The sequence below is a fragment of the Legionella sp. D16C41 genome (genome assembly GCF_048541585.1).
Taxonomy (GTDB): domain Bacteria; phylum Pseudomonadota; class Gammaproteobacteria; order Legionellales; family Legionellaceae; genus Legionella_C.
The window spans coordinates 1,581,166-1,601,152 of the sequence record NZ_CP183303.1; the positions used below are offsets into that span (position 1 = coordinate 1,581,166).

Consider the following 19,987-nt stretch of genomic DNA (forward strand, 5'->3'; position numbering starts at 1 on the left):
GATGTTAGCTAAAAGCGCCTTAAGAAATTTTTTAAAAGGCGCTAATGCTAATCAATTTTTGAACTCTTATAAAATAATTTTAAGTTGTGTGGGTATTATAATCGTGACGTTTAGTCAAATAGCAAAATAAAAAATATTTAATAACAAACATCAATGTTTACAATCTATATACTTTCAAAATAATAAATTATTAATGACTCGGAGTTAAGAATGGTTGCTAAGTTTTTTAATCGACATCGGCATGACCTTAGATTTGATTGGAATGCTGCTAGTAAATTTGATTGGCAAGCAATCCAACGTTTGTTTGTAGCAGCTTATTTAAAAAGCTATGAGGGCTGCTCGCTTAATAGTTTAGCTTTAAGTGAGCAATATATTCAGCAGGCAAAAAATAGATGGCAAAAGGCTTTTAAAGAGTTAACTTTAGAAAACCTTGAGCCAATAAGATTAGCTTTAATTGAGCCATTAAAAGCCTATTTAAGTTATAATCAACAGCTATTAGAGCAAGCATTTACTGATATAAAGCTTCATCTACAGGGCAAGAATCATGATATTGCTAAGACACGTGAATTGCTGATAAAGCTAACAGCATTAAAGTATCAATTTGAGCAGGATTTTAAAGAAGAGAGAGAGAAAATTGCACTGCATAAGGAGCGATTAGATTATCTTGTGGTTCGATATCAAGAACAACCTATTGCTTTCTTTGTAACTGAATTAAATAAAAAATCCGGCAGAATTAATTTACGCTGGGTCACTATTGCTCCAAGTTGCCATCAACAAGGTTTAGGAAAATTAATTTTAGAGCAAATTACTAACTATTATCCCGAAGCAATTGGTATGGAATTATACACTAGAAAAGTTAATCATTCTGCTCAACAATTTTATGAGCATTGTGGATTTAAGAGGGCAGAAGAGTTGCAATTTGGGAGGCCAACATTTGAAAATAATAAAGATAAGGTAATCCTATATTTACCCGAGGATGATGCAACAAATACACCTGAGGAATTTATTGGTTTTTATAAACCTTAGCGATTCAACTAGCTTTAAAAAATCTTTAAAAGTTAACTTGTAATTGCTAGTTAGGCAACAAGTTTACAACTACAGATATTAGGATGTGTCTATATGTTTTCATTAAATAACGGAGTAACTTTTTTTGCTGAATCTGATTTAACCGGAAAAATAAAAAATACATTGAATTGGCTTTATGAACATGCTCCGGTAAATTTCTCTTCGCTAACTGGCTGGTATCACCCGACAATTACTCGTCTATCGGGAAACCCCTTCTTTGGACGAGCAGGTTATGCAACCCAAAATGATGGTGTAGGTTTAGGTGAAGAGCTTAATAATATGGCTAAATCAGCAAGTCTCGATTTAAGAAAAATGTGTTATGGCTCTTTAGGCAATAGGCCGTTTTTGTTTGTAACGCGCCCTAGTGATATTAAGCAAATTATGGTTACGCATCAACATGATGTAGATAGAAATGAGGCATTAGAACCTTTTACCTTCATTTTTGGTGATAAAAATATATTTGGTTTACCAAGTGATGAAAATTGGCGAAGAAAGCGTGCTGAGTTAAAGCGCTGGATTTTTACAACAAGTGCTTTAGATGAGCTTATGGATAAAATGAATGATATTATTGATGAGTATATTGCGAGGCTTATGTTATCAGGCGTTACGCCTTCCCTAGAAACATTTATGACCACTTTAGCAATGGACTTGTTTTCTCGAAGTGTACTTAATACGGAATCATTATTTACAGAAGCTCCGGCTATCTCTAATGCTTTTGGGAATGCTATGAAGACCGCATGTAATCCTGCTAGCTGCTTTATACTTGCTTTAAAAAAGATTGCAGAAAACGTAAACATTAAATTAAATACACGTCTAGATGATAATAAGAAAAATGTAGATCAAGTTGTCAGTGATTTATTTGTAAAGCCCAATATCAGAAATCTTATACGACAAGATAATTTTTTGCGCCATTACTTCAGTAAGATTAGCGAAGATATCTTAACTTGTGACGATACAGCTCTAGTAGAAGAGGCTGTAACAAATTCTTTGCAGGATGCTTCATCTATCTTGCTTGCTGGACACGAAACGACCTCCAGATTATTGCAATTTACTATTATGTTACTAGCAAAACACCCCGAGATTCTTGCAGATTTGCGAATAGAAATTGATAAGAATAGACCTAGTAATGGAGTATGGACACGCCCGGATTTGGAGCGAATGACTTATTTACATAAAATTTTAAAAGAGTCTTTAAGATTATACCCACCAGTTCCAGTCATCCCACGAGTAGTTACTAACGAATTTTATTTGGCCAATTTAGACGACATCTACCACTCAAAGGAAGAATATCAACATTTAATGGCAAAACGGGATACCTCTAAAGATTTACGTTTATCTGCAGGCACGGTAATTTTCATTGCTGTTTGGCAAGCTCATCGCTTAGATACCGTATATGATAATCCAAATAACTTTCACCCCAAGAGATTTAATTCTTCTAGAGTTACAGATACGTTTGAAGAGCCTGAGTATGAAGGAGCTTATCTGCCATTTGGTTTAGGTATGCGTGATTGTATAGGGCGTAAAGTTGCTATCCAAGAAGCACTTTTATCGGTTCTTTTACTTGTAGACAATTTTGATATAACCATTCAAGGTGATTTGTCACCTAACCATACTTACATGCAAGGGACACTTAAGCATAAAGACAAAATTGCAGTAGAATTTAAAAAACGCAATGTTGATTTTACTTATCAATTAGACAAGGTTTAGAAGAAATTAATTTTTTAATTTTTTAAAATTTATGATTTAAGTTGTAATTTTAAAGGCCCACGTCTTGGGCCTTCAACTTATAATTAAATATTACTCGTCAGTTAAGCGAAAATATTTTGTGCCGAAATAACGTAATAGTTTTTTTCTAATGGTGCCTCGGCTTATACCCAACATCTTAGCAGCCTGTAGTTGGTTACCACGGCGTTTTTCCATAACTGCTTGCAAAAGAGGGGGCTCGACTTCTGACAAAATCATGTCATAAAGATCATCAATAGGTTTGTTTTTATTTTCAGCAAGAAAACGAGTAACTAGAGTGTAGACTAGTTCTTGAAGGCCTTGTTCTGTTTTTATACCTTGAGCAGATGCTTGTGTATCAATCACGTTCATCGTAACTTCCTTATTTTCGTTAAAAGCTTAATCCAAATGCTTTCGAAAGACGAAAGCCGAATTATTGTACCTCAAGGTTTTTTTATAATCTACTAACATACGTTGCAAATCTTAATCATCAATACAAGCTTGTTTACTTCTTAGACCAATTGAACAATTTAATGAAATTAAAGTTTTCAAACCTTAGGATGATACAATTTAAAGTTGACCAAATTTATAAAAATGGGTCGAATAGTACTTAAATTTGATTTATAAAAAGAACTCTTTGTTAGCTAAGTGAATAAACAAGCTTAATATAAATGAGGATTAAACATGACAACGATTGATTGGCTTACTACCTTAGTTGCCTTTGATACAACATCAGTAAAATCGAACTTAGAATTAATAGATAGAATTAAACAATGGTTAGTAGAGCATCATATCGAATCTAGATTAACGTTTGATAAGGACCGCCAAAAGGCTAATCTTTTTGCCACATTGCCTGCGGCTAATGGTAATAAAGAAGGCGGAATTGTTTTATCAGGACATACTGATGTTGTTCCAGTTACAGGACAAGCTTGGACTAGTGATCCCTTTAAAGCAGAGATACGAGAAGGTAGAGTTTTTGGTCGTGGTACCGCTGATATGAAGGGATTTATTGCAGTTGCTTTATCGTTATTACCAAAATTTTGTGAGTTAAAATTATCTTTTCCTATCCATTTTGCTTTTTCATATGATGAAGAGGTTGGTTGCTTAGGCGCACCTTTACTGATTAATGATTTACAAAAGTTAAATTATAAGCCTAAAGCATGTATTGTTGGTGAACCAACCAGTATGCAGCCTGTAATTGCACATAAAGGAATTAATGTTTTTCGCTGCAAAATTATAGGGAAAGCAGTACACTCTTCCTTAACAACTCAAGGTTGTAATGCGATAGAGTATGCTGCTAACTTAATTATCTTTTTAAAGGAATTAGCAGAAAAATTTAAAAAGCAGCAGTTAGATGAAGGTTTTGACATACCTTTTACTAGTTTAACAACCAATGTTATTCAAGGAGGCAATGCTTATAATACTATTCCTGAGTTTTGTGAATTTGTATTTGAATTTCGTAATCTTCCTGAGCATGAAGCGAATACTATTAAAAAGCAGATAGAAACCTATATAAATGATTACTTGTTACCAAGAATGCAGCGTGAATATCCTTTAGCTAGTATAAACTTAATTGAGCTTGCAGGCGTTGCGAGCTTTGCAGCAAATTTAGAGGCAAATTTCACTAAACTATGTCAAGAAATGAACAATCAGCAAACATTAAAAAAAGTTGCTTATGCTACAGAAGCAGGCTTATTTCAAGCGGTTCAAATACCTACAATTGTTTGTGGCCCAGGAAGCATTGAGCAAGCACATCGTGCTAATGAATTTGTAGAGCTTGAACAATTGAAAAAATGTGAGCAATTCTTATTAGATTTAATGATTAAAGGTAAAGAGCTTTTGATCTGAATTTGAGCTATCATCTTCAGCATCTAAATTAGTATTAGTATTTTCTGACTTATTTACATTATTAGATTTTATTATCTGTGCAGAGCAAACAAGACTTTCTTCTCGAGTAGAAGTCAACTGCGGGGTATTAATTTTTAATTGGCATTGATCAACTTTAAAATAATATTGCTGGGTCAGTGAATCGAAAACTAATTTTATTTTAACCTCATATTCACAGACATGAAGGGCATTGTTAGTTGTATGGCCAAGCCTTTCATCATCATAGTTTTTATAAACTCGTTCAAAATTACTATCAGTACTTGGTAGGGGTAATAAGGTTTTCCCATCACTACTAATCACATAAAGTTCTGGTAGTTTATCTGCATCATCATAGGCAAAATTAAAAGTGTATATTTTTATATTAACGTTTGCATAAATTTCATTTTTTTCTATATCTTTGGACCAGTCAATATGTCCTTTAACTGCTCCTCGCTCCATTCTCCCAGGTAAGCCATTAGTAAATTCCATGGTATTGGTAAATTCATTTAAAATGACCGCTTCCAAAAATTGACCACCAAAATATAATATTTTACTCGCTTTAGAATTCGGGTTATTGATACTATCACCTGCAAAATTTTCAATGGCTTCAATAATTTTAGAATCATGTGGATTATCTTGGCCTTCATGGTCTATGAATTTACCGCAAAAGCTAACCCCTTTACGACGCACATCTGGGATAATAGTAGAATTATCAGCGGCTCTATGTTCTCTTGTAGTGATAGCTAAACCATAAAAAGCTTCTGATTCATCTATCATGTTAGGCTCATAGTGAGTCTCTTTAACAGCCTGTTGTCCAGTTGTATGCGATAATCCTTCTATATAATAATTTAATAGAGTCTGATGAATTTCTATTAGAATTTCTATACATTTACCGCTTAAACTCAAGTTCGCTTTCGGTAGTTGTAAGTGTGGGTAATTCGGAATATCATTTTTTATTTGGCTTAGAATTTTATGATTATTTGCTATAATAAACTGATCAATATAAGGGTAATTTTGAGAGTCTATGGGTAACTTTTCTATTAACGCGATTGCGTTTTCTAAATCAGAAATAGTCATAAAATTGTTTAAATTTAGTGACTGAAAAATTAAATTGACAAAGTTATATGCATCCCAATTAATAAAAATTAATTGTTTTTTTGCTAAGTGATATTGATAGTCAACAAAATTTTTTAATTTATTATTCAGTTCAGAAAGAAAAGTCATAAGAAATTAATAAATTTTAAATATTATCTTCCTATTATATTTTTTTAACCTTAAGGTAATATTAATTTACTAATATAACTAATATAAAAGGTAAAATAATTTTTTTGCTAAATTAAGTAATTTTTTTAAATAAGGTTATATTGCATTTAAAACCTTATAAATTTTTCATCAAAAGAACCTAGGTACGGAACGGTATTCGGTTTTTTTCTAAAAATTGTTTAACCTCCCTGACTATAACTTATAGCGGGATATTCTCTAGTTATCTTGTAAGGCATTTTTAGCAGTCTGTTTAATAAAAGTCCTAATTAAAAATACTAGAATTTTAACAATACTAAATTCATTTTTAGTAGCTATTTTATTACTAGAGTTACCGTACTATAAATATTGTAGGCTTAAGATAGAAGTTTTAGTTAATTGTTAAGGATGTTCTTAGATTATTAGGTTAATTGGGAAAACTTTAAAATAGCTATTGCTTTTTTACCAACTTAGCAGTATTTTCTTGATAAATTAGAGCTTTTAAGTTTCAAACTATTTTTAAATATAGTGCTTTGATATTAATACTTAACTATCATTAGATAATTCGTTTAACTATTTTTTAAATAAAGTTTCATTTTAAAATTTACTGAAATAACTATAAAAATTATGAAATTGGAATTCTTTCAAAAAAACAAGCTCGTAGGTACTAATTCTACTATTGAAAAACAAGATAATTTTTATTATTTACCTATTGTAGAGCGACTAAAAAAAGAAAAGTGGTATTTAGCTGAGCCCAAAAATATTTATAGGCATTTTTATAAATCGCCAGAAGATCTTATTAAAGGTGAGCAACAATATATTGGTAATTGTTCAAGGCTATCTTGTTATAAGGTTAATTTAACTGAACTGCAAGTAAAGCAAGTAGAGGCTGGAACTAAAATCCAAGATGGTTATCGCGCGGCAGTAAGTATTTCAGCATACCAAGTAGAATCTAGAATAGAATTTACTCCTCAAGGTAATCTTATCTATTTCAATTCTGGTTATTCTAAAAATGCTCTTCTAGATGAAGAAAATACGCTTACTTATCAACATGCTTAAAGTGTAAGAGATCAGTTAATAACATCAATTTAAACACCCTGTTATTTCTGCGCAGGTGGGAATCTATCCTCCTAGTCACACGGTGCCGCCATAGCCATAGTTTCTCGCCTGCGCGGGAAAGACAACATAAAAACTTGATACCTCTAGTTGTACGCTTTAAGACTCTTGTCATTTCCGCGCAGGCGGAAATCCATCCTCCTACTCGACCGGTGCCACCATGGTCATAGTTTTCTGCCGGCACGGGAAAGACAACATAAAAACTTGATACCTCTAGTTGTACGCTTTAAGACTCTTGTCATTTCCGCGCAGGCGGAAATCCATCCTCCTGCTCGCCCGGTGCCACTATGGTCATAGTTTTCTGCCGGCACGGGAAAGACAACATAAAAACTTGATACCTCTAGTTGTACGCTTTAAGACTTTTGTCATTTCCGCGCAGGCGGAAATCCATCCTCCTACTCGCCCGGTGCCACCATAGCCATAATTTTCTGCCGGTGCAGGAAAGACAACATAAAAAATTTATTTAAGAGTTCTATCCTTTCTAAAGATAAATACTTACCTTGACGGGAATAACAAAGCTGTTATTAAGTTAATATTAGGCAATTTATGACCATAAGTTAGCTATTGCCAGATAATGGATTCACGATTTTCCTTTGCTGATTTAAGCATATCAATTAAAGGTACAGCTCGAGTTGCTAAACTAATATCAGGCTCGTCTTCTTGATCAAACTGCATAGCTTTAACCTTATTTTTTAATTTGTCTAGGCCATCTAACAAATTATTAAGTGCTAAATCTATATCATCAGCTGTAATGGCGCCTGGTATGTTATTACTATGGCCCATTAACTGAATCAATCGCCTTGCAATATCACCGAAAAAAGTTAATTTGCCATAAGATTCGCTGGTAAAGGTGACTAACATGGTATTAAAGTCCTTATTTTTAAACGTTCACATTTGACCTCTTTCCAAACTAGCATTAATGGCCAATCTCAGCCGAAAAAAGTCTTCAAAATGCTCATGTACTTGATGTACACTGCGCTTTTTCAGCTTTTTTTCGACTGACCTTGTCTCATTACTACCAGTTTGGAAAGAGGTCTATTCAGTCTTTCACTAAGTTTCAAGCATATGCGTGAACAGTTACCCTTATTTAATAATTACTTAAAGCATAATGGATCTATAACAAATTTGCTATTTTGAATTAATCATAAAGCTTTTTTAAATTATGAAGAGCAGCTTACTTGAATTTCTGCTAAGTTTTTGGGCGGTGGTAAAGAATATAATTCATATTCAGGTTGATCAGCAAAAGGCTTTTGTAAAATAGAATATAATTTTGCAATTTCTTCATAATTTTTATTGTCATATGCCTGTATAATCGCCTGCTGTACTAAGTGATTACGTAATATGAATTTAGGATTAATTTCCTTCATCTTTTTTTGTCTAATTGATGTCGATATTTTTTCTATTTCTAATCTTTTTTTATAACGTTCAAGCCAATTTAAAAATTGAAGGTGATTTACAAACAAATACTCTAAATTATTATCTTTTACTTCTGGATTATAAGTGCTTAAACGACGAAAAAATAAGGTGTAGTCAATTTGATTGGACTCTAATAAATGCAAAAGATCAGCAATAAGTTGCTTATCTGTATTTTGGCTACATTCAAAACCTAATTTTTGTTGGAATAAATGATAATAGTGATGTTGAAACTCATTATCAAATTTGGCTACCGTATCTTGTAACTTATCTACAGAAACTAAAGGCACTAAAGCTTGAGCTAAGGCCAATAAATTCCATAATGCAATAGTGGGTTGCTGATCATAGGCATATCGACCTGTATAATCAGAACTATTACAAATATGATTTGCTTTAAACGTATTAAGAAAGCCAAATGGGCCATAGTCAATGGTTAAACCTAAAATGGACATATTATCGGTATTCATTACACCATGGCAAAAGCCAACTGCCTGCCATTGGGCAATTAATTTAGCTGTTTTAATTACTGCCTGCTCAAACAAGTATAAATAACCATCCTTATTAGTTGGAATAGTTGGATAATGACGTGTTAAAACATAATCTGCTAATTCTTTTAGAGCATCATGTTGATTGGTGTAATAAAAATATTCAAAATGACCAAAACGAATATGTGACTGTGCCACTCGAGTTAAAATAGCCCCAGGCTCAGGCTCTTCTCTATAAACTAATTCATTAGTCTCAACAAGGCATAGAGCGCGGGTAGTTGGTATATTCAAAGCGTTCATAGCAGCTGAGCATAAATACTCACGAATCGTAGAGCGCAGTACTGCTCGGCCATCACCCATACGTGAATAGGGAGTAAGGCCTGAACCCTTTAATTGAATATCCCATCGCTCTCCCTCGGGGTTCACTACTTCACCTAAAAGTAAAGCACGGCCATCACCTAATTGCGGGACGTAATAACCAAATTGATGGCCTGAGTAAACTGTCGCTAGCGGGTCACTGCCGCTTAAAAGTCGATTACCTGCAAAATATTCAGCAAAAGTCTTTTTATCTATATCTTTTTGTTTTATTCCTAATAAATTAGCAGTATTAGTATTTACATGTACCAGTTTCGGGTTTTTGACAGGAACTGGATTAAGTTTAGTAAAAAAATTATTAGGTAGTTGCGCAAAACTATTATCAAAATTTAATTTCATAAGGACTTTTATAAAGCAAGCTAGGTTGATAGCAGTATAGCATTTGCCAAACTATTATTGCCGGTTTAATTAAGTTAAAAGGCTATGTGAATATTCTTGTATTTAGATATTGTCTCCTAATAATATTTTTATCTAAGTTAAATTTGAGGTAGTCTACACTATAATAATTGCTTCAACTAAGAGAAGTTAACTTTAAGGAGAGCTAATGCAAGAAGGGAAATCACTGTGGGTTGCTATAAGTAAGCGAGATAAAACTTACCCTGCTTTAGTTAAAGATATCGAAGTTGATGTTGCTATCGTAGGAGGAGGTATTACAGCGATTACAGCAGCTTGCCAACTTGTAGAGGCTGGTAAACGAGTTGCTATATTAGAAGCAGGCCAAATTGGTGGCGTTACTACAAGTTATTCTACGGGTAATTTATATGTTGCTGTACAGCCTTTTTATCAAAGTATTAAGAAAAAATTTAATTTAGAGACGGCTAGAGTTGTTGCTAATTCTCGGCAAAAAGCAATGGATTATGTGGAAAGAAATGTAGTAGATAAAAATATCGACTGTCATTTTACTCGTAGGCCTTGGTATGGTTACACTAATGGCCAAGAGCGTGTCTCTCTTGAAAAGGAAGTTGAGTTATTAAAGCGCCTAGATATTGCTATTGACTATACCTTAGAAATGCCTTTGGCTGTTCCTTTTAAAAAAGCAGTCATGATGCCCAATCAGGCCAGATTTAATCCACTTCAATACGTGATCTCCATGGCCTCCTACTTAAATGAAAAAGGATGTATGATTTATGAGAATACGCCGGTAATTAATTTTGAAGAAAAAGAAGTATGTTATCTTTATACAAAAAATGCCAAAATCACTGCACGCAAACTTATCTTAGCTACGCACACCCCATTGGGGATTAATCATACTCATTTTTATACAGCGCCTTACCGAAGTTATGTAGTCGCGGTGCGCTTGAAAAATAATTCTTGCCCAGAAGGGCACTTTTGGGATTTTGGTGAAAAATCGCACATCTTCTCAGCGCACGCTTATACAACTAACAACCCTGAATTATTAATGCTTTCTGGTAGTCATCATAAAACAGGACAGGGAGAGGATACTGAAAAGCATTATGAAGAATTAGAATCTTATTTAAAAGCTTATTTACCTATACAAGAAATTGTTTTTAAATGGTCGGCTCAACATTACCAATCTGCAGATAGTATTCCTTATATAGGCCTTGCTTCCAATACAGCAAAACATACTTACATGGCTACTGGCTATTTTGCTGATGGATTAACTTATGGCACATTAGCAGGAATTGATATTGCTGATTTAATTCTTGATAGAGCAGTGCCTTATAATGACGTTTATCAAGCTAATCGTAAGAAGTTTGGTGCTTCATTAGGCTTTCTAGCTAAAGAAAATATTAATGTCGCTAAACAATACAGTAAAGATTTGCCTATCTTTTCAGAAACTGATTTTGATTCAATTAAAGAAGGCGACGGTAAAATTGTTGAAATTGATAAAGAGAAGTTTGCTATTTGTCGTGATAATGATGAGCTACATATGGTTTCTGCTGTTTGCCCTCACATGAAATGTATTGTTAACTGGAATAAAGCAGAAAAAACCTGGGATTGTCCATGTCATGGCAGTCGGTTTACTAAAAAAGGAAAGGTCATTGAAGGACCTGCTATGACAGATTTAACTTTAAAAGAACCTCGATAAGGAGCCAATCGTGTTAATTTTCGCAACTATTATTTTTGCTTTAGCTGCAATTTTAGGTATTTATTTGTTTAATTATATGTTGCAAGGTAAAAACCCTCCTAAAGGGGTTGTAATGATCCATGGTTCTTTTGCCGCAGTTGGCATTGTTTTACTTATTTTATATTTAATTTCTAGCCGCTCTTCACCTATTGTCAGTTTAGTTCTGTTTGTTTTAGCCGCAATTGGTGGTTTTTATATTGTTTGGCGCGATATTATGCAAAAGCCTGTACCAAAATTTATGGTCGCAGGGCATGGACTAATCGCCCTTATTGCTTTTATATTTTTGCTTGTATTTCAATTTACAGCTTCATAAAGCAAAATAATTATGATTGATACCATCAATAAAAGTGATTTTAAAATTAAACTTTATATTAATTGGTCAGCTGTTATCTCGGCGGCTATTGCAGGTGTGGGCCTTAATTTTTTATTTAATTTACTAGCTCTTGCATTGGGTATAGCAAGCTTTACTATTCGAGCTTCTGGTAAAATTGAGTTTTCTTTGTGGGGCTTTATTTGTTTCTGTCTTGCAGCTCTCATTGCGATGTTTTCGACAGGTTGGTTAGCAGGTAGACTTTCTTACCCATCCTTAAAAAAGATGTGGGGCTGCTTTATTGGTTTTTTGGCATGGTCTTTATTATTAATTTTAACGATTATTTTAATTACCAATATGATTCAATTTGTGGCTTTTCATGCTAATTTTACTTCCAGTTTAGTGGCTATAAAGATTACCAATGATGCGCCAATGCTAACAGAAATATTTCTAAATTCAAAAGCACCTATGAGTGTAGCTGTAGAAGCTGATAAAAAAGTCATAGTTTTAAATGCACTTATTACTTTTATAATGTTTATTTTAGGTGCTGGCGCAAGCTGTTTAGGAGGTTATTTAGGCTATAGCCAAGCGTTAAAAAATCTAGAATCATCTCAAGAGTAACCATGAATATTTTAATTACTGGCGCTTCCGGCTTTGCTGGCGCCTGGATTACTAAAACGCTTATTGCAGAAGGACATCAGGTTGTTGCAGCGGTAAGAGATACTCTCTATACAGAAAATTTATTTCCACAAGCCAAAGTAATCGCTTGTGATTTTGTTAAAGATACTACAGAAGAAATTTGGCTGCCACGCTTAGAGGATATTGATGTTATTGTTAATTGTGTTGGTATTTTCTATCATTCAAACCCTAAAATAATATGGGCTATTCACTATTATACGCCCAAAGCCTTATTTGCGGCTGCTAACAAACTTAATATTAAAAAGATTATTCATCTTTCAGCTTTAGGTGTAGATCAATATCAATCTGATTATGCTAAAAGTAAAAAGGCTATTGAAGATTATTTATTAACACTTACGAATCCCTGTATTATACTTAGGCCATCTTTTATTTATGGCCAAGCATCAGAAGGCGGAATGGCATTAATGCGGGCATTAGCTGCTTTTCCTGGTATCATTCCTCTTCCAGGTAAAGGATTACAACCATTTCAGCCTATTCATGTAGAAGATTTAGCCTATGCTGTAGGTCATTTTATTATTTGTAGTAAGCAAGACTCAATTATTTTACCAGCTGTATCCCCCAAAACAGTAAGTCTCAAAGAAATTTTACTAACCCTACGTAATTGGTTGCAAATTAAGGGTAATTATAGTTTAGCTATACCCATGGCTTTAATTAAAGTTGGCGCGAAAATTGGTGATTATCTACCTTTCTCAACAATTAATACACCAGCTATTGCAATGCTTGAACAAGGTAACATAGCTGCACCACAGGAAGTAGAAAAATTTACTAAGCTTGCAGGATTTGTACCGAAAAATTTTAAAGAAGGTGCTTATCAATTACCAGTTAGTAAATCAGATCGCTTATATGCGCGTTTATTTTTTATAAAACCTCTATTACGTTTAAGCTTAGTATTTATGTGGTTAGCGAGTGCAGTAGTCAGTGCTTTTTTCTTTCCTAAAGCTGCATCATTTATGCTTTTAGCAAAAGCAGGCGTGAATAATTTTTGGCAACCTATATTACTTTATGTTGCTTGTATTATTAATGCTGCTCTTGGCTTTAGTTTGCTATTTAATTATAAAACTAAACTAAACTGTCTAATACAAATTATGGTAATGGTTGCTTATACTATTATTATTACCATCAAGATCCCTTATCTTTGGATAGAACCTTTTGGCTCTATTGTTAAAAATGTACCTGTCTTAATTAGTATAATTATACTTTATCTATTGGATTAATATGCTCTATTTATGGTTAAAATATATTCATATCTTAAGCTCAACTATCTTGTTTGGCACAGGTATAGGTACAGCGGCTATTATGCTTTATGGTCATTTCAAAAAAGATATTGCTGTAATGGGGGCTATTAATGAATATGTTGTTATTGTAGATTGGATTTTTACCGGTAGTACCATGATTCTGCAACCTTTAACGGGGCTTGCAATGGTTTACCTTACAGGTTTTCCCTTAATGTCTTTTTGGATTATAGGTAGCTTAATTTGCTATGCTTTTGCATTATTATGTTGGCTTATTGTTGTTTATTTACAAATTAAAATCCGCAATTTTACATCTTATGCAGCAAGAACAAATGCGCCTTTACCTGCTGCTTACGATAAGTATTTTAAATATTGGTTTATTTTAGGTTGGCCTGCGTTTATCAGCTTTTTAATTATCTTTTATTTAATGACTTTTAAACCCTACTCAATTCCATTTTAACTACATCTACCATTGAGCAATCTGCCTGTTCATTAGATAAAGAGTGTTTTAATTTTTTTAGTCGAGCAATCATTCGTTCTTGTAAAGAGTTATCTGTAATAAGGGCCTTTAAGGTTTGCGTAAGCTCTTCAGCATTGCAGTCATATTGTAAAAGTTCTGGCACAATCATTTTATTCTGTAATAAATTACAAAGACCTAAATATTTAACTTTAATCACTTTAGCAGCAATAAGATAGCTTAAAAAAGAGCCTTTATAGATAATACACATAGGTTTTTGCATTAAAGCGCATTCAAGGGAAGCAGTGCCTGATGCAACCACAACACAATGACTGCTAGCAATGACATCAATTGCTTGTCCGCGAATAAAGGTGATGTTTATCGCGCTAGCCGTAAAGTATTTTTTAATTATATCGGAGTTAAGTGTTTGAGCAATTGGCATAACATAATGTAAATCATCATAACTTGCTGCTAACTTTTCAGCTGTCTTAACCATAATCGGTAGATGCTTTTCAATTTCGCTGCGACGACTACCAGGTAGTAGAGCAATTAGTTTTTTATTTAAAGGAAGGTTAAAAGATTCTTTAATTTTTGCGATATCTTTTGAAGGTTGTACACGTTGTACCAAAGGATGGCCAACAAAAGATACAGGAATACCTGCTTGTTGATAAATTGCCTTTTCAAAAGGAAAAATCACTACCATATGGTCAACACAGGCTTTAAGCGTATGAATGCGATTTGCTTTCCAAGCCCATATTTGCGGGCTAATGTAGTAGATAATTCGTAATCCAAGTACATGTTTAGCATATTTCGCAATAGGAATATTAAATCCTGGGCAATCAACTAATATTAATAAATCAGGTTTAGTATTTTTTAAATGTTGTTTAATGATTTGGAAAGTTTTTTTTATAACAAATGCATGTTTAATGACTGCAGTAATACCTATCATGCCAAATTTCGCAAGATTAGCAATAACATTTACACCTGCTTCCTCCATATGTTTGCCACCCATACCACTAAACTTAATGGTAGAGTCATGAGTTTGTAATTCTTTAACTAAGTCTGCTGCATGATGATCACCAGATTCTTCGCCGGCAATAATAACAATATGTTTAGGCATAGGCATCAGCAAGCCTTGATACTAAATCCGTATTAATTAAGGCAGTAATTTTTTGAGCTGTTGCAAGCGCATTACGGCCTTCTTGACCGGTAACTAAAGGCAAGCTATCTGTGCGAATACAATGAATAAATGCTGTAATTTCTTCTAACAAAGCATCGCCTTTTTCGAAAACAGATTGGTGGCGCGTAATTTCTGGAATACCTGGAAACATCTCTCCTTCACCTTTCTGAAACACAGCAAACTGCTTATTATGATAGTCGATAGAAATATAAGAATTCGGTTGAAAAATACGCGTTTTACGTTCTGTTTTAAAACTGATGCGACTGGCTGTAATGTTTGCAACACAATTATTTTTAAAACGAATACGGGCATTAGCAATATCAATAGAAGAGGAGAGAATGGGCGTCCCTTGCGCATCAATTTTGACAATTGGACTATGTACTATTGTTTGAATAATGTCTATGTCATGAATCATTAAATCTAAGATCACGTTAACATCAGTACCCCGAGGATTAAAAGGCGCTAAACGTTGTGATTCAATAAAAAGTGGCTTTTCTAAATGTTCTTCTAGCGCTAAACGTGCTGAATTAAATCGTTCTAAGTGGCCTACTTGTAATTTGACATTATTTTTTTTGGCTAAGGAAATTAGATAATCAGCTTGTTCTGTAGTTTCAGTAATTGGTTTTTCAATAAGCACATGAATGCCTTGGGCTAGGCAATCTTTAGCTACTGCAAAATGCTGATTGGTAGTAGTAGCTATACTTACAGCATCCACTTTTCCAAATAATTTCTTATAATCATAATATGCAGGAACGTTAAGCTCTTGTGCTACTTGGTCACAAACATCCTGATTAATATCACAAACCCCAACAAGGTTAACGTTAGGTAAATTTTTATATTTTTGGGCGTGAAAACGGCCTAAATAGCCGACACCAATAACAGCACAGTTTAGCACGTTCATGAAAATGTGAATTGGGTAATTTAAGTGCATGATCGCATTTCTTTACTGAGAAATCAATTTGAAAAGTAAACTTAGCTGTTTTAGTATAGCGTCAGTTATTAAGCTTTAGCCAAGGCGAAAAGGAATCAGACAACAAAGGCTTAGAACTGAAGTACCTGACTTAAATTTGCAAAAGCTTAAAATTTATAAGCTATTGAATAAGGCTATATACAAAGACATAACATCACTAATTAAGGTTAAGAATTAGCATGTTTACATATATTGCAGGAGTAGATGAGGCAGGTCGCGGCCCTTTGGCAGGGCCTGTCATAACAGCAGCGGTTATTTTAAATGAGCCCATTGATGGCCTTACTGACTCTAAAAAACTTACAGCTCTCAAGCGGAGTAAACTAGCGCTTGAAATTGAGCAAAAAGCTTTAGCTTTTGCCTATGGACGCGCAGATGTTAGTGAAATTGACAAATTAAATATCCATCATGCTACTTTATTAGCTATGCAGCGAGCTATAGAAAGTTTACCTATTCGTCCACACTTAGTTAAGATTGATGGTTTGTATGTGCCATCTACAGATATCCCCTGTGAGGCTATCGTCCATGGCGATTTATTGGTCGCAGAAATTAGTGCTGCATCTATTTTAGCAAAAGTTGCTAGGGATAGAGAAATGGATGAAATGGAAAGGCTTTACCCTGGTTATGAATTTTCTACTCATAAAGGTTACTCAACCGCTAAACATCAGGCAGCCTTACAAAAACTCGGTCCTTGCGCGATTCATCGCAAAAGTTATGGGCCAGTTGCTAAGCTACTAGCTGTAAACGTTAACATTGAACAAACGTTAATTGTTCAGGAGGTAATTTAAACTTAACGATGCGCATTAAACAAAATTCGATGCGAGCTAATTGACATTAAAATACCAAAGCTAGCTAAGAAGGTTACCATAGCAGTGCCGCCGTAACTTACTAGTGGTAAGGGTATGCCAACCACTGGTAAAATACCCATAACCATACCTATGTTAACAAAAGCAGAAAGGAAAAAAGTCATAGCAAGACTTGCTGCTAGTAAACGTGTAAAGCTAGTTTGCGCTTGTTTAGCAATTTGTAAGCCTCTTAATGAAATAAGAATAAAAAGGGTAATTAAAATTAGACTTCCGACAAAGCCGAATTCTTCTCCACTTACAGCAAAAATAAAATCAGTTGCATGTTCAGGTAAAAAATTTAAATGAGATTGTGAGCCCTGCAGCCAGCCTTTACCAAAAGCACCACCTGAGCCAATTGCAATTTTAGATTGGATAATATGATATCCTGAACCAAGTGGATCTTGCTCTGGATCTAGTAATGTTAGGATACGTTGTTTTTGGTAATCATGCATAACATGCCATAAAAAAGGAGCAGCAAGTCCGGCGATTACACTAATTAAGGCAATAATACGTATTGACAATCCAGCTAAAAAAACCGTGCTCAACCCTGCTGAAGCAACCATAATAGCGGTGCCTAAATCTGGTTGTTTAGCAATTAAAAGTGCTGGCATAAAAATAATTAAATTAACAATACTTAAAGTTTTTAAATCCATAGGAATGGGTTTTCGATCTAAGTACCAAGCTGCCATAAGGGGTACAGCTAATTTCATAATTTCAGACGGTTGAAAGCGAAACATTCCTAAGTCAAGCCAACGCTGGGCACCTTTACCAATTTTTCCCATAATCATAACTGCAAGCAGTAGAGTAAAACCTATTCCATAAATCCAAGGCGTCCAAATCTTATATTTATGCGGAGGGATAGCAGCAAAAACTAACATAATACTAAAAGCAAAGGCTAAACGCATTGATTGACGAATTACCATATTAATATTTTCATTAGATGCACTATATAAAATAAGAATACCTGCAGCCATTAAGGTGATTAATAATCCTAATAACGGCCAATCGATATGTATTGATTTAGCAGTAAGTCTGTAGACTGGACGAGGATTATAATGTCTCATGTAGTAGTCTCATTTTGTTTAAATTGAAAATAGGCATCTAACACTTTACGGGCAACATTGGAGGCAGCAAAATCATTTTCAACCATTACAGCAATGGCAATTTCTGGTTTTTCTATTGGTGCAAAAGCGATAAATAGAGAATGATCTCTTAAAAACTCAGGTATTTCTTCGTAACGTTTTTTTTCATATTGGCGGCCACTAAATACTTGCGCCGTACCCGTCTTACCAGCAACAGAATAGGGAGCTGTTCGACCGAAACGATAACCTGTTCCTTCATTATTGGTAATTACAGCATGCATAGCTTCTGCAACAATCGTCCAATAATTGTCATCTTTTAATTTTATTGGATATTCTTCAACAGGTTTAAAAGGATGGATTTCGTCCCTATCACTTTGAATTGATTGCTGTAATAAATGTGGCCGATAACGGCGACCTTTTTGACTTAATGCTGCTGTTGCATTAGCTAATTGTAATGGGGAAGCAAGCATAAAACCTTGTCCTATTGCTGTAATTAAGGTATCACCTGGAAACCAAGGTACTCCTTTGCTGCTTTTTTTCCAATGGGCATTAGGCACAATCCCAGGCGCTTCTTCGTATAAATCGATATTAGTAAGTTGGCCAAAACCAAATCTTCGTAACATGTCTTCTAAGGATTTAATTCCCATTTTATGGCCAAGTTGGTAAAAATAGGTATCACAAGAAACAGTAATAGCACGAGCAAGATTAATCATCCCATGACCAGTTTTTTTCCAATCACGGTATTCATGACTAACACCCGGTAATTTAAACCAGCCGGGATCAAAAACACGATAATTAAAATCGACTACACCTTTTTCTAAACCAGCTAGTGCTACAAAAGGTTTAACGGTTGATGCTGGAGGATATAAGCCTCGCACGGCTCGATTATAAAGTGGTCTGTCTTTAGCGCTCGCTAACTTTTGATAATCATTAAGATTGATACCATTAACAAATAAGTTGGGATCATAACTTGGTGAGCTGGCCATTGCTAAGATATCACCATTTTGCGTACTCATAGCAACAACGGCGCCACGTTTATCTTTTAAAGCCTCATAGGCTACTTGTTGTAAACGAACATCAAGTGTTAAATAAAGCTTCTCACCCGAGACGGGATTTTGTTTATCTAATACGCGTATAGTGCGACCGCTGACATCGGTTTCAACTAACTGATAGCCAACTTGACCATGAAGTAGTTTTTCATAGTATTTTTCAATCCCTGTTTTTCCAATAAAATTAGTAGCTCGATAATTAGTTTGATTAACCTGACGTAATTCTTGAATATTTATTCGGCCAACATATCCTAAAAGATGGGCAGTTACCTCACCTAAAGGATAATAGCGCATTAAACGCGCTTTAATACTAACACCTGTAAATTGATATTGATGAGAAGCGAAAATAGCGACTTCATCTTGAGTTAATTTAAGCTTTAAAGGAATAGGCACAAAAGAGCGATTTTGCCGTCTAGCTCGATTAAAGTTATTGATGTCTTCATCACTGATAGATGGAATAAGTTTTTTTAAATCGCTTAGCGTTTTTTTTAAATTTTTAACATGTTCCGGAATAACTTCTAATACATAAACCGGAATGTTTTCTGCAAGTATTTTCCCCTTTCTATCTAAAATAATTCCTCGTGGTGGGGCAATTGGAATGATACTCATTTGGTTTTTTAGAGAAAGGGTTGCGTACTGTTTAAATTGCGCTAATTGTAAATAGCCAAGCCTTGCAATAATTAATGCTGAAAAGCAAATCATCATTGCAATAAGTAAATTTAAGCGAGAACAGTGAATATAAAATTCATCCCGCTCATTTTTAACACGTTGATTTAGACGCATCTTGTTATTGTTT

At 34.3% G+C, this 19,987-nt stretch carries 18 protein-coding genes; 10 read left to right on the forward strand and 8 right to left on the reverse strand.

Features of this window, described 5'->3' with window-relative positions; genetic code table 11:
• The first annotated feature begins 210 nt into the window (after positions 1-210).
• Positions 211-1,026: a GNAT family N-acetyltransferase gene (locus ACNVED_RS06915; protein WP_419421020.1), complete on the forward strand. Its 816-nt coding sequence runs from the start codon at positions 211-213 to the stop codon at positions 1,024-1,026.
• Between the two features lie 93 nt (positions 1,027-1,119).
• A complete protein-coding gene (locus ACNVED_RS06920) occupies positions 1,120-2,772 on the forward strand; it encodes a cytochrome P450 (protein WP_419421021.1) in 1,653 nt (550 codons plus the stop codon).
• A 90-nt stretch (positions 2,773-2,862) separates the two neighbouring features.
• On the opposite strand, the gene ACNVED_RS06925 is transcribed toward ACNVED_RS06920, so the two are convergent.
• A complete protein-coding gene (locus ACNVED_RS06925; protein WP_419421022.1) occupies positions 2,863-3,159 on the reverse strand; it encodes a helix-turn-helix domain-containing protein in 297 nt (98 codons plus the stop codon).
• Positions 3,160-3,471: 312 nt separating this feature from the next.
• Here ACNVED_RS06925 and argE point away from each other — a divergent pair, with 312 nt between their 5' ends.
• Complete coding sequence (gene argE, locus ACNVED_RS06930) at positions 3,472-4,635, forward strand: acetylornithine deacetylase (protein ID WP_419421023.1); 1,164 nt, start codon at positions 3,472-3,474, stop codon at positions 4,633-4,635.
• Here the strand turns inward: argE and ACNVED_RS06935 are convergent.
• Positions 4,603-5,877: a hypothetical protein gene (locus ACNVED_RS06935; RefSeq protein WP_419421024.1), complete on the reverse strand. Its 1,275-nt coding sequence runs from the start codon at positions 5,875-5,877 to the stop codon at positions 4,603-4,605. The two genes, argE and ACNVED_RS06935, sit on opposite strands and share 33 nt — an antisense overlap.
• A 642-nt stretch (positions 5,878-6,519) precedes the next feature.
• Between ACNVED_RS06935 and ACNVED_RS06940 the strand changes: the two genes are divergently transcribed.
• Positions 6,520-6,951, forward strand: coding sequence for a hypothetical protein (locus ACNVED_RS06940; protein WP_419421025.1), 432 nt, complete (start codon positions 6,520-6,522; stop codon positions 6,949-6,951).
• 618 nt (positions 6,952-7,569) lie between these two features.
• On the opposite strand, the gene ACNVED_RS06945 is transcribed toward ACNVED_RS06940, so the two are convergent.
• Together ACNVED_RS06945 and ACNVED_RS06950 are read right to left on the reverse strand one after the other, a co-directional pair.
• Positions 7,570-7,869 carry a DUF1840 domain-containing protein gene (locus tag ACNVED_RS06945; protein ID WP_419421026.1) on the reverse strand — a complete coding sequence of 100 codons (300 nt, stop codon included), beginning with the start codon at positions 7,867-7,869 and terminating at the stop codon, positions 7,570-7,572.
• A gap of 299 nt (positions 7,870-8,168) precedes the next feature.
• Complete coding sequence (locus ACNVED_RS06950; protein WP_419421027.1) at positions 8,169-9,620, reverse strand: protein adenylyltransferase SelO; 1,452 nt, start codon at positions 9,618-9,620, stop codon at positions 8,169-8,171.
• Positions 9,621-9,825: 205 nt separating this feature from the next.
• Here ACNVED_RS06950 and ACNVED_RS06955 point away from each other — a divergent pair, with 205 nt between their 5' ends.
• Genes ACNVED_RS06955 through ACNVED_RS06975 form a run of 5 tightly spaced genes read left to right on the forward strand, consistent with a single transcriptional unit; the run spans position 9,826 to position 14,071 of the window.
• On the forward strand, positions 9,826-11,331 hold the full coding sequence (locus ACNVED_RS06955) for an FAD-dependent oxidoreductase (protein ID WP_419421028.1): 1,506 nt from the start codon (positions 9,826-9,828) through the stop codon (positions 11,329-11,331).
• A 10-nt stretch (positions 11,332-11,341) separates the two neighbouring features.
• Positions 11,342-11,683 carry a hypothetical protein gene (locus tag ACNVED_RS06960; RefSeq protein ID WP_419421029.1) on the forward strand — a complete coding sequence of 114 codons (342 nt, stop codon included), beginning with the start codon at positions 11,342-11,344 and terminating at the stop codon, positions 11,681-11,683.
• A 12-nt stretch (positions 11,684-11,695) separates the two neighbouring features.
• Positions 11,696-12,301, forward strand: a complete 606-nt coding sequence (locus tag ACNVED_RS06965; protein ID WP_419421030.1) for a hypothetical protein — start codon at positions 11,696-11,698, stop codon at positions 12,299-12,301.
• 2 nt (positions 12,302-12,303) lie between these two features.
• Positions 12,304-13,593: an SDR family oxidoreductase gene (locus ACNVED_RS06970; RefSeq protein WP_419421031.1), complete on the forward strand. Its 1,290-nt coding sequence runs from the start codon at positions 12,304-12,306 to the stop codon at positions 13,591-13,593.
• 1 nt (position 13,594) lies between these two features.
• Positions 13,595-14,071 carry a DUF2269 family protein gene (locus ACNVED_RS06975; RefSeq protein WP_419421032.1) on the forward strand — a complete coding sequence of 159 codons (477 nt, stop codon included), beginning with the start codon at positions 13,595-13,597 and terminating at the stop codon, positions 14,069-14,071.
• Here ACNVED_RS06975 and lpxB read toward each other — a convergent pair.
• Together lpxB and ACNVED_RS06985 are read right to left on the reverse strand one after the other, a co-directional pair.
• On the reverse strand, positions 14,046-15,194 hold the full coding sequence (gene lpxB, locus ACNVED_RS06980; RefSeq protein ID WP_419421033.1) for a lipid-A-disaccharide synthase: 1,149 nt from the start codon (positions 15,192-15,194) through the stop codon (positions 14,046-14,048). The two genes, ACNVED_RS06975 and lpxB, sit on opposite strands and share 26 nt — an antisense overlap.
• Positions 15,181-16,149 (reverse strand): Gfo/Idh/MocA family oxidoreductase, encoded by a 969-nt coding sequence (locus ACNVED_RS06985; RefSeq protein ID WP_419421155.1) that lies wholly within the window; start codon positions 16,147-16,149, stop codon positions 15,181-15,183. The genes lpxB and ACNVED_RS06985 overlap by 14 nt, the downstream gene beginning before the upstream one ends.
• Before the next feature lie 248 nt (positions 16,150-16,397).
• On the opposite strand from ACNVED_RS06985, the gene rnhB reads away from it, so the two are divergent.
• Positions 16,398-17,003 carry a ribonuclease HII gene (gene rnhB / locus ACNVED_RS06990; protein ID WP_419421034.1) on the forward strand — a complete coding sequence of 202 codons (606 nt, stop codon included), beginning with the start codon at positions 16,398-16,400 and terminating at the stop codon, positions 17,001-17,003.
• A gap of 2 nt (positions 17,004-17,005) precedes the next feature.
• Here rnhB and rodA read toward each other — a convergent pair whose 3' ends face one another.
• Positions 17,006-18,124, reverse strand: a complete 1,119-nt coding sequence (gene rodA / locus ACNVED_RS06995) for a rod shape-determining protein RodA (RefSeq protein ID WP_419421035.1) — start codon at positions 18,122-18,124, stop codon at positions 17,006-17,008.
• Positions 18,121-19,974, reverse strand: a complete 1,854-nt coding sequence (gene mrdA / locus ACNVED_RS07000; protein ID WP_419421036.1) for a penicillin-binding protein 2 — start codon at positions 19,972-19,974, stop codon at positions 18,121-18,123. Before mrdA ends, rodA begins: the two co-directional genes overlap by 4 nt.
• Positions 19,975-19,987: the final 13 nt, after the last annotated feature.

Excerpts from the sequence above, each read along its gene's own strand:
- ACNVED_RS06970 (WP_419421031.1), top strand. The coding sequence starts at position 12,304 with ATGAATATTTTAATTACTGGCGCTTCCGGCTTTGCTGGCGCCTGGATT.
- ACNVED_RS06950 (WP_419421027.1), bottom strand. The coding sequence starts at position 9,620 with ATGAAATTAAATTTTGATAATAGTTTTGCGCAACTACCTAATAATTTT.
- argE (WP_419421023.1), top strand. The coding sequence starts at position 3,472 with ATGACAACGATTGATTGGCTTACTACCTTAGTTGCCTTTGATACAACA.
- ACNVED_RS06915 (WP_419421020.1), top strand. The coding sequence starts at position 211 with ATGGTTGCTAAGTTTTTTAATCGACATCGGCATGACCTTAGATTTGAT.
- rodA (WP_419421035.1), bottom strand. The coding sequence starts at position 18,124 with ATGAGACATTATAATCCTCGTCCAGTCTACAGACTTACTGCTAAATCA.
- ACNVED_RS06920 (WP_419421021.1), top strand. The coding sequence starts at position 1,120 with ATGTTTTCATTAAATAACGGAGTAACTTTTTTTGCTGAATCTGATTTA.
- mrdA (WP_419421036.1), bottom strand. The coding sequence starts at position 19,974 with ATGCGTCTAAATCAACGTGTTAAAAATGAGCGGGATGAATTTTATATT.
- rnhB (WP_419421034.1), top strand. The coding sequence starts at position 16,398 with ATGTTTACATATATTGCAGGAGTAGATGAGGCAGGTCGCGGCCCTTTG.
- ACNVED_RS06945 (WP_419421026.1), bottom strand. The coding sequence starts at position 7,869 with ATGTTAGTCACCTTTACCAGCGAATCTTATGGCAAATTAACTTTTTTC.
- ACNVED_RS06925 (WP_419421022.1), bottom strand. The coding sequence starts at position 3,159 with ATGAACGTGATTGATACACAAGCATCTGCTCAAGGTATAAAAACAGAA.
- ACNVED_RS06935 (WP_419421024.1), bottom strand. The coding sequence starts at position 5,877 with ATGACTTTTCTTTCTGAACTGAATAATAAATTAAAAAATTTTGTTGAC.
- ACNVED_RS06975 (WP_419421032.1), top strand. The coding sequence starts at position 13,595 with ATGCTCTATTTATGGTTAAAATATATTCATATCTTAAGCTCAACTATC.
- ACNVED_RS06985 (WP_419421155.1), bottom strand. The coding sequence starts at position 16,149 with ATGAACGTGCTAAACTGTGCTGTTATTGGTGTCGGCTATTTAGGCCGT.
- lpxB (WP_419421033.1), bottom strand. The coding sequence starts at position 15,194 with ATGCCTATGCCTAAACATATTGTTATTATTGCCGGCGAAGAATCTGGT.
- ACNVED_RS06940 (WP_419421025.1), top strand. The coding sequence starts at position 6,520 with ATGAAATTGGAATTCTTTCAAAAAAACAAGCTCGTAGGTACTAATTCT.
- ACNVED_RS06965 (WP_419421030.1), top strand. The coding sequence starts at position 11,696 with ATGATTGATACCATCAATAAAAGTGATTTTAAAATTAAACTTTATATT.
- ACNVED_RS06955 (WP_419421028.1), top strand. The coding sequence starts at position 9,826 with ATGCAAGAAGGGAAATCACTGTGGGTTGCTATAAGTAAGCGAGATAAA.